This window comes from Stenotrophomonas sp. AS012628, from assembly GCF_010608305.1.
GTDB lineage: Bacteria > Pseudomonadota > Gammaproteobacteria > Xanthomonadales > Xanthomonadaceae > Stenotrophomonas > Stenotrophomonas geniculata.
In genome coordinates, this window is record NZ_VMBJ01000084.1 from 1 (window position 1) to 6,870 (window position 6,870).

Here is a 6,870-nt window from a genome sequence, read left to right on the forward strand (position 1 = left end):
GGGGCGTGAGCCGCATGGATGCGGCGACCGAGCCTCCATGGACGGATTTACGGCGTCCCCCGCAACCGGACCCACCCCGCAATCCCACAGGAAGCCCGCTGTTGCTGTTGCCGTTGCTTCGGCGGGTGCAGGGCGCCGCCCTGTCGAGCAACACCCCCTCGTGCACAATGGGGCTGACCCCGCCTGGACCCCGTCCTGATGTCGAGCAAGCCGTATTCAGAAGCCTGCGAGCGCAACCGCGAACCGATCGCCACCGCACTCGACCCCTGGATGGGCGACCGGCACCGGGTGCTGGAGATCGGCAGCGGCACCGGCCAGCACGCCGCCTTCTTCGCCGAGCGCTGGCCGTGGCTGCGCTGGCAGCCCAGCGATCATCCGGACCATCTGCCTGGCATCGAGGCGTGGCGCGCCGAGGCGGCGCTGCTCAACCTGCTGCCGCCGGTGGCGCTGCAGGTGGAACTGCCGCCGGCAGCGGGCCTGACCCTGCCGGAGGGCAGCTCGTTCGATGCCGCATTCAGCGCCAACACGTTGCACATCATGGGCTGGGAGTACGTGCAGGTACTGTTCGGCGCGCTGCCGCCACTGTTGCGTCACGGTGCGCTGTTGGCGGTCTACGGGCCATTCAACTACGGTGGCCGCTACACCAGTGACAGCAATGCGCAGTTCGATGCCTGGCTGAAGGCGCGTGATCCGCGCAGCGGCATCCGCGATGTGGAAGCCGTGCATGCGCTGGCTGCGGACAATGGCTTCACCCGCCTGCGCGACGTGGCGATGCCGGCCAACAACCGGCTGCTGCTTTGGCGGCTGGGGTGATCATGCGTCGGAGGCCATGCTGGAAAGTCGAGCGGCTGCAGCACGTAGTCCGTTGAAAATCGGTTCGGACACGCTCGCTGGGAAGTTGCTTGGGAGCTGATGGGTGACGTGCTCGATGGCGGGTTCGACGGCTGCAATCAGTGCTTCGATCCACGGTTCTGCACCATCGGCAACACCGCAGGCGCGCGCGGTTTCGTTCCAGTGCCGGCGTCGCACAAGGTGCAGTTTCCGGTGGCGGTTCTTGCCCTGCACGGCCATGGCGAGCTGTGCGTTTCGTGGGTCGAGTTGATTGGGTCCTCTACCGAGGATGGGATACACCGACAGCACGTCGTAGACGGGCGTCAGTCGGAAGCGTCCGCCGGCTTCCAGGTGAACACTGAAATTCTTGGCGTGGCCGTCGGTTGCGGCCAGCATCCAGAAAAGAATCTGCGTCTTGAAGAAGATCGCGCGATCCTCGGGGTGTTCGGGCTGTCGAAGTAGATCCATGATCGCAACGATGCCGGGGCCGCCATCGGAGTCATACTTTCTGGCAGCGGGCAGACCAAAGACCTGGCACATGTCTTCCTGTGGCAGTCGCAGCCACCACTGGCGGTCGGCAGACAGGCGACGGTCAAACCGCTGGAATCTGCTGGATGTCCCCGGGTGGATGCGCAGGCGGCAGCAATTGCACTGCGCCCACACAATCCCGACCAATGGCTTCAAGAAGATCGAACGTATCGCTGCTGCGCGTGGCGAACCGGTCGCGGATCCGGTTGCGTATTGTGACGTTGTCGGGGAGAAGTTTATCGAAGTAGTCGTTGACGACGTTGCCCCGATGGCTCTCGCCCTCTGGGAGTAGGGGGAGCGAGAGCGACAACGGTCGGGACTGGGGCGAGCTGACCCATTGGCTGACGTACGACAACCGGGATGACCCATTCCGGACGTCATCCCATAGTGCGACCTCTACACCATTCATCCAGACCTGCAGCGTACCCATGGCTCACCACTCCAATGACGACAGGTTCTCCTGGGGACTTCGTTGTTGCAGGCTGACCTCCAGACCCAGCACAGCCCAGATCCGCATCAGGCGTTCAAAGCTTGCTGATGCAGGGTCGCGTTCCAGCGCGCCCACTGCCTGGCGGCTGATGCCAAGTCGCTCCGCCAACTGAGCCTGGCTCAGGCCCGCTTGACGCCGGAAAGCACGCATCAGGGGCGCAAGTTGTTGGGCTGTCCTCACTGTGTGCAGCGGCCTGTCCATACCGGCAGTCCCCCAGGAAAGATGACCGTACGCCAACGCGTACGCAAAGGATAGGTTGCTTTACGACAAGCAACCTATCGCTTTCTTGTTGGGGAGGCAACCTATCGATTGCAATTCCGTTATGCAACCTATAGGTTGCCTTTACGTTACGCAGTGCCGCGTCAAGCCACCTGCACGATATGCAGCGCCTTCGGGTTGCGCCACTGCGCCAGCAGGGCGGCTTCACGCGCCTTGGCCTGTGCGAAGTGGGCTTCCTTGACGTGGCCGAAGCCGCGGATGTGTTCGGGCACGCTGGCGATCTCCACCGCCAGCGCCAGGCGGTCGTCATCGAGGCCATCCAGCAGCACCTGCACGGTCGCCTCGTAATCGCCGATCAGCTTGCGCTCCATGCGGCGTTCCTCGGTGCGGCCGAACACATCGAGTCGGCCGCCGCGCAGGAACTTCAGCTTGGCCAGCAGGCCGAAGGCCTTGAACATCCACGGGCCGTACTCCTTCTTCAGCAACCGGCCCTGCTCGTCCTTCTTGGCGAACAGCGGCGGTGCCAGGTGGAAACGCAGCTGGTAGTCGCCCTCGAACTGCTGCTGCAGGCGGCGCTGGAAGTCGCCGCTGGTGTACAGGCGGGCCACTTCGTACTCGTCCTTGTAGGCCATCAGCTTGAACAGGTAGCGGGCCACCGTCTCGGTCAGCGCGGTGGAACCACCGATGCGGTCGGCTTCGGCGGCGCGCACGCGCTCGACCAGGCTGCGGTAGCGGTTGGCGTAGGCGGCGTCCTGGTATTCGACCAGGAACGCGGCGCGGCGCTCGATCATTTCATCCAGCGAGCGCGACAGGCGCGCATCGTCCAGCGGCAGGAACGCCACGTCGCCACCGTGCGAGGGCAGGCCACGCAGTTCGCGTTCGTCACCGGTGTTGCGCGGTGCGGCGGTGGCACCCCATTCGTTGCCTTCCCATTCGCCCGGCGGCAGCGGGTGCAGCGGGCCCGGGGTGGATTCGGTATCGGTGTGGCGGTTGCGCACCAGGCCGGCGGCCTGCTGCACGGCCTGCGGGTCGACCACGGCCAGTCGACCCCAGGCGAAGGCCTGCTGGTTCATCGCCACGGCGGCGCCGTTGAGTTCGATGGCGCGCATCAGCGACTCGAACGACAGCGGTACCAGGCCCTGCTGCCACGCGTAGCCGAGGATGAACAGATTGGCGGCGATGGCGTCGCCCAGCAGCGCGGTGGCCAATTGGGTGGCATCGAGCAGCAGCGGTTCCTCGCCCCCCAGCGCCACGCGCACACCGGCCACGATGTCGGCGGCGGGGAACTGCATGTCCGGGCGGGTGGTGAAGGTGCCGGGCATCGCTTCGTAGGTGTTCAGCACCACCTGCGAACGGCCGGCACGCACCTTCGACAGCGCCCAGTAGTCGTTGACCACCACCATGTCGCAGCCCAACACCAGGTCGGCTTCACCGGCGGCGATGCGCACGGCGTGGATGTCGTCCGGTCGGCGGGCGATGCGGATGTGCGTGGTCACCGCGCCACCCTTCTGCGCCAGGCCGGTCTGGTCGAGCACGGTCGCGCCCTTGCCTTCCAGGTGGCCGGCCATGCCCAGCAGCGCGCCGATAGTCACCACGCCGGTACCGCCCACGCCGGTGATCAGGATGTTCCAGGGCTGTTCCAGGGTGCCGCGGATGGTCGGCGCCGGCAGGTTGTCCAGCAGGGTGGAGGCATCGCGCTTGCTGCCCTTGCGCGGCTGGCCACCGTGCACGGTGACGAAGCTCGGGCAGAAACCATTCACGCAGGAATAGTCCTTGTTGCAGTTGGACTGGTCGATCTCGCGCTTGCGCCCGAACTCGGTTTCCTTCGGCAGCACCGACACGCAGAAGCTCTTCTTGCCGCAGTCGCCGCAGCCTTCGCAGACCAGCGAATTGATCATCACCCGCTTCTGCGGGTCTTCCATCTTGCCGCGCTTGCGGCGGCGGCGCTTCTCGGTGGCACAGGTCTGTTCGTAGATCAGGATCGAAACACCCTTCACTTCGCGCAGGCGCTTCTGCACTTCGTCCAGTTCGCTGCGGTCGTGGAACTCGACATCGCTGGGGAAGTGCTCGCGCTGGCCGGTCCACTTGCCGATGTTGTCCGAAAGCACCACGATGGTGTGGATGCCTTCGGCGCGCATCTGCTTTGCGATGTCCGGCACGCTCAGCGGGCCGTCCACCGGCTGGCCGCCGGTCATCGCCACCGCATCGTTGTAGAGGATCTTGTAGGTGATGTTGACGCCGGCGGCGACCGCCTGGCGGATCGCCAGCGAACCGCTGTGGAAATAGGTGCCGTCGCCCAGATTCTGGAACACGTGAGGGGTGTCGGTAAACGGCGCCTGCCCGGCCCAGGTCACGCCTTCGCCGCCCATGTGGGTGAAGGTATCGGTGCTGCGGTCCATCCAGGTCACCATGTAATGGCAACCGATGCCGGCCAGCGCACGCGAGCCTTCCGGCACCTGGGTGGAGGTGTTGTGCGGGCAGCCCGAGCAGTAATGCGGTACGCGCGGGAAGCTGGCGCGCGGCAGCGCAAGCTCGGCTTCCTTCTCCTGCATCCACTGCAGGCGCTGCTCGATCGATTCGTTGTTGAAGAACTTCTGGATGCGGCGGCCGATCACGCCGGCGATGGTGGCCGGCGTCAGTTCACCGGTGGACGGCAGGATCCATTCACCGCTCTCGTCGTACTTGCCAACGATGGACGGGCGCTGGCCCCAGCTGGCCGGCCAGTTGAAGAACTGTTCCTTCATCTGGCGCTCGATGAAGGCACGCTTCTCCTCCACCACGATGATGTCTTCCAGGCCCTGCGCGAAGCGGGCGATGCCTTCCGGCTCCAGCGGCCAGGTCATGCCGACCTTGTACACGCGGATGCCGATGTCAGCGCATGCGGCTTCATCCAGGCCCAGGTATTCCAGCGCCTGCAGCACGTCCAGGTAGCTCTTGCCGGTGGTGACGATGCCCAGCCGCGCGCGCGGCGCGTCCATCACCACCTTGTCGACGGCGTTGGCGCGGGCGAAGGCCTGCGCGGCCTTCACCGCGTAGCGGTGCAGGCGCATTTCCTGGTCCAGCGGCGGGTCCGGCCAGCGGATGTTGAGGCCGCCCGAGGGCATCTCGAAGTCTTCCGGCAGCACGATGCGGCGTGCCAGCGGATCGACCTCCACCGAGGCCGACGATTCCACCGTCTCGGCGATCGTCTTGAAGCCGACCCAACGGCCGGTGTAACGGCTCATCGCCCAGCCCAGCAGGCCCATGTCCAGGATGTCCTGCACGCCGGCCGGGTTCAGCACCGGCATCATCGCGCTGACGAATTCGTCTTCGCTGCCGTGCGGCAGGGTCGAACTGCGGCAGGCATGGTCATCGGCGGCCAGCGCCAGCACGCCGCCGTAGCGCGAGGTACCCGCAGCATTGGCATGCTTGAACACGTCGCCGCAGCGGTCCACGCCCGGGCCCTTGCCGTACCACATGCCGAACACGCCCTGCACGTTGGCGCCGGGGAACAGGTTGGTCTGCTGCGTGCCCCACACCATGGTGGCGCCCAGGTCCTCGTTCAGGCCGGGGGTGAACTTCACCTTGGCGGCCTCAAGATGCTTGCGCGCGCGCCACAGCTCCAGATCGAAGCCACCCAGCGGGCTGCCGCGGTAGCCGCTGACGAAGCCGGCACTGTCGATGCCTTCGGCGGCGTCGCGCAGGCGCTGCATCAAGGGCAGCCGTACCAGCGCCTGCACGCCACTCAGGTAGATCCGCCCCTCGTTGCGGGTGTACTTGTGGTCGAGCGTGTAGTCACGGTCGATCAGGTCGGCGGAAGAGGGCGAAGTGAGTTGCGCGGTACTGGTCATGGCTGGCCCGGTAGGATCGGCTGGCACCGGCCGCGTGCAGGCACGCGGCGGGAAAGGCGCGAATTGTAGCAGTGGGGCCGCGCAGGCCCCGGCACTCGCGCCCGTGGCGGTGCTGGGGTTAGGATCGGGAAGAGAGAGGGAGGCTGCAGTTGCGGCCTGGGGAGAAGGGATGTCAGTTCCAGGAAAGATCCTGGCCAGCGTGCTGCTGGCCTCGGGAGTGGTCACGGCGTGGGCCGCGCCGGTCGTGCCGGCACCACAGGAGTTCTACTTCGACAACGACCCGGCGGCCACGCCGATGGTGGCGGTGCACGGCGAGGGCGATGACCTGGTGGCCCAGCTGGTCAAGCTGCGTGAACGCGGCCGCCGCGCGGTCGAGGCGACGGTACAGCTGGCATCGGTGGCCGGGGCGCAGGGTCGCGGTGAACTGGCCGAGCAGCTGTACGGCGAAGCTCTGAAAGAGGCCCCGGCGCAGAGCAGCAGTGGCCGCAGCGTGCGCTGGAACTACGGCTGGGACCTGCTGCGCCAGGGCAAGCCGGAGGCAGCGCTGGAACAGTGGCTGGCTTCGGCCGGCAATGCGCGCAGCAAGCCCAGCTGGGTACCGCCGACCTATGCGCTGGCGCTGTGGCGCATGGGGCAGAAGCAGGAGGCGGTGCAGTGGTATGCGGCTGCGGTACGCACCGAGCCGACGCAGTGGAGTACCACGGCCAACTATGGGCAGCTGCTGCCGCAGTGGCGGGAGGACGAGCGTGCGTCGCTGGCCGAGGTGCAGCAGGCGTGGGTTGCCGCGCCGCCTGCCTGGCCCTGAGGGAGGGGTTCGGCCGGGTTGCACCCGGCACCCGCAGAGGCAACAGCCAAAGCCAAAGCAACAGCAACAGCAACAGCGGTCTTCCGGTGGGATGGCGGGGCACTGTGGGTTTGCGGGGACGCCGTAAACCCATCCATGGGGGCTTGGTCGCCGCATCCATGCGGCTC

Annotated in this window: 6 protein-coding genes; 2 read left to right on the forward strand and 4 right to left on the reverse strand. The window is 66.4% G+C overall.

Going from position 1 to position 6,870, the window contains the following annotated elements; all coding sequences use genetic code 11:
• Positions 1-198: 198 nt before the first annotated feature.
• Positions 199-813 (forward strand): DUF938 domain-containing protein, encoded by a 615-nt coding sequence (locus G5A07_RS20880; RefSeq protein WP_010487244.1) that lies wholly within the window; start codon positions 199-201, stop codon positions 811-813.
• On the opposite strand, the gene G5A07_RS20885 is transcribed toward G5A07_RS20880, so the two are convergent.
• From G5A07_RS20885 to G5A07_RS20895, 4 genes are all read right to left on the reverse strand, one after another.
• Entirely contained in the window at positions 814-1,494 is a 681-nt protein-coding gene (locus G5A07_RS20885) for a HipA domain-containing protein (protein WP_235652496.1), read from the reverse strand. It abuts the gene before it with no gap.
• Complete coding sequence (locus G5A07_RS22540; protein WP_262405905.1) at positions 1,424-1,789, reverse strand: HipA N-terminal domain-containing protein; 366 nt, start codon at positions 1,787-1,789, stop codon at positions 1,424-1,426. The genes G5A07_RS20885 and G5A07_RS22540 overlap by 71 nt, the downstream gene beginning before the upstream one ends.
• A 3-nt stretch (positions 1,790-1,792) precedes the next feature.
• Complete coding sequence (locus G5A07_RS20890; RefSeq protein WP_191863942.1) at positions 1,793-2,050, reverse strand: helix-turn-helix transcriptional regulator; 258 nt, start codon at positions 2,048-2,050, stop codon at positions 1,793-1,795.
• Between the two features lie 161 nt (positions 2,051-2,211).
• Positions 2,212-5,898: an indolepyruvate ferredoxin oxidoreductase family protein gene (locus G5A07_RS20895; RefSeq protein ID WP_191863943.1), complete on the reverse strand. Its 3,687-nt coding sequence runs from the start codon at positions 5,896-5,898 to the stop codon at positions 2,212-2,214.
• Between the two features lie 169 nt (positions 5,899-6,067).
• Here G5A07_RS20895 and G5A07_RS20900 point away from each other — a divergent pair, with 169 nt between their 5' ends.
• Positions 6,068-6,703 carry a tetratricopeptide repeat protein gene (locus tag G5A07_RS20900; protein WP_191863944.1) on the forward strand — a complete coding sequence of 212 codons (636 nt, stop codon included), beginning with the start codon at positions 6,068-6,070 and terminating at the stop codon, positions 6,701-6,703.
• The last annotated feature ends 167 nt before the right edge of the window (positions 6,704-6,870 follow it).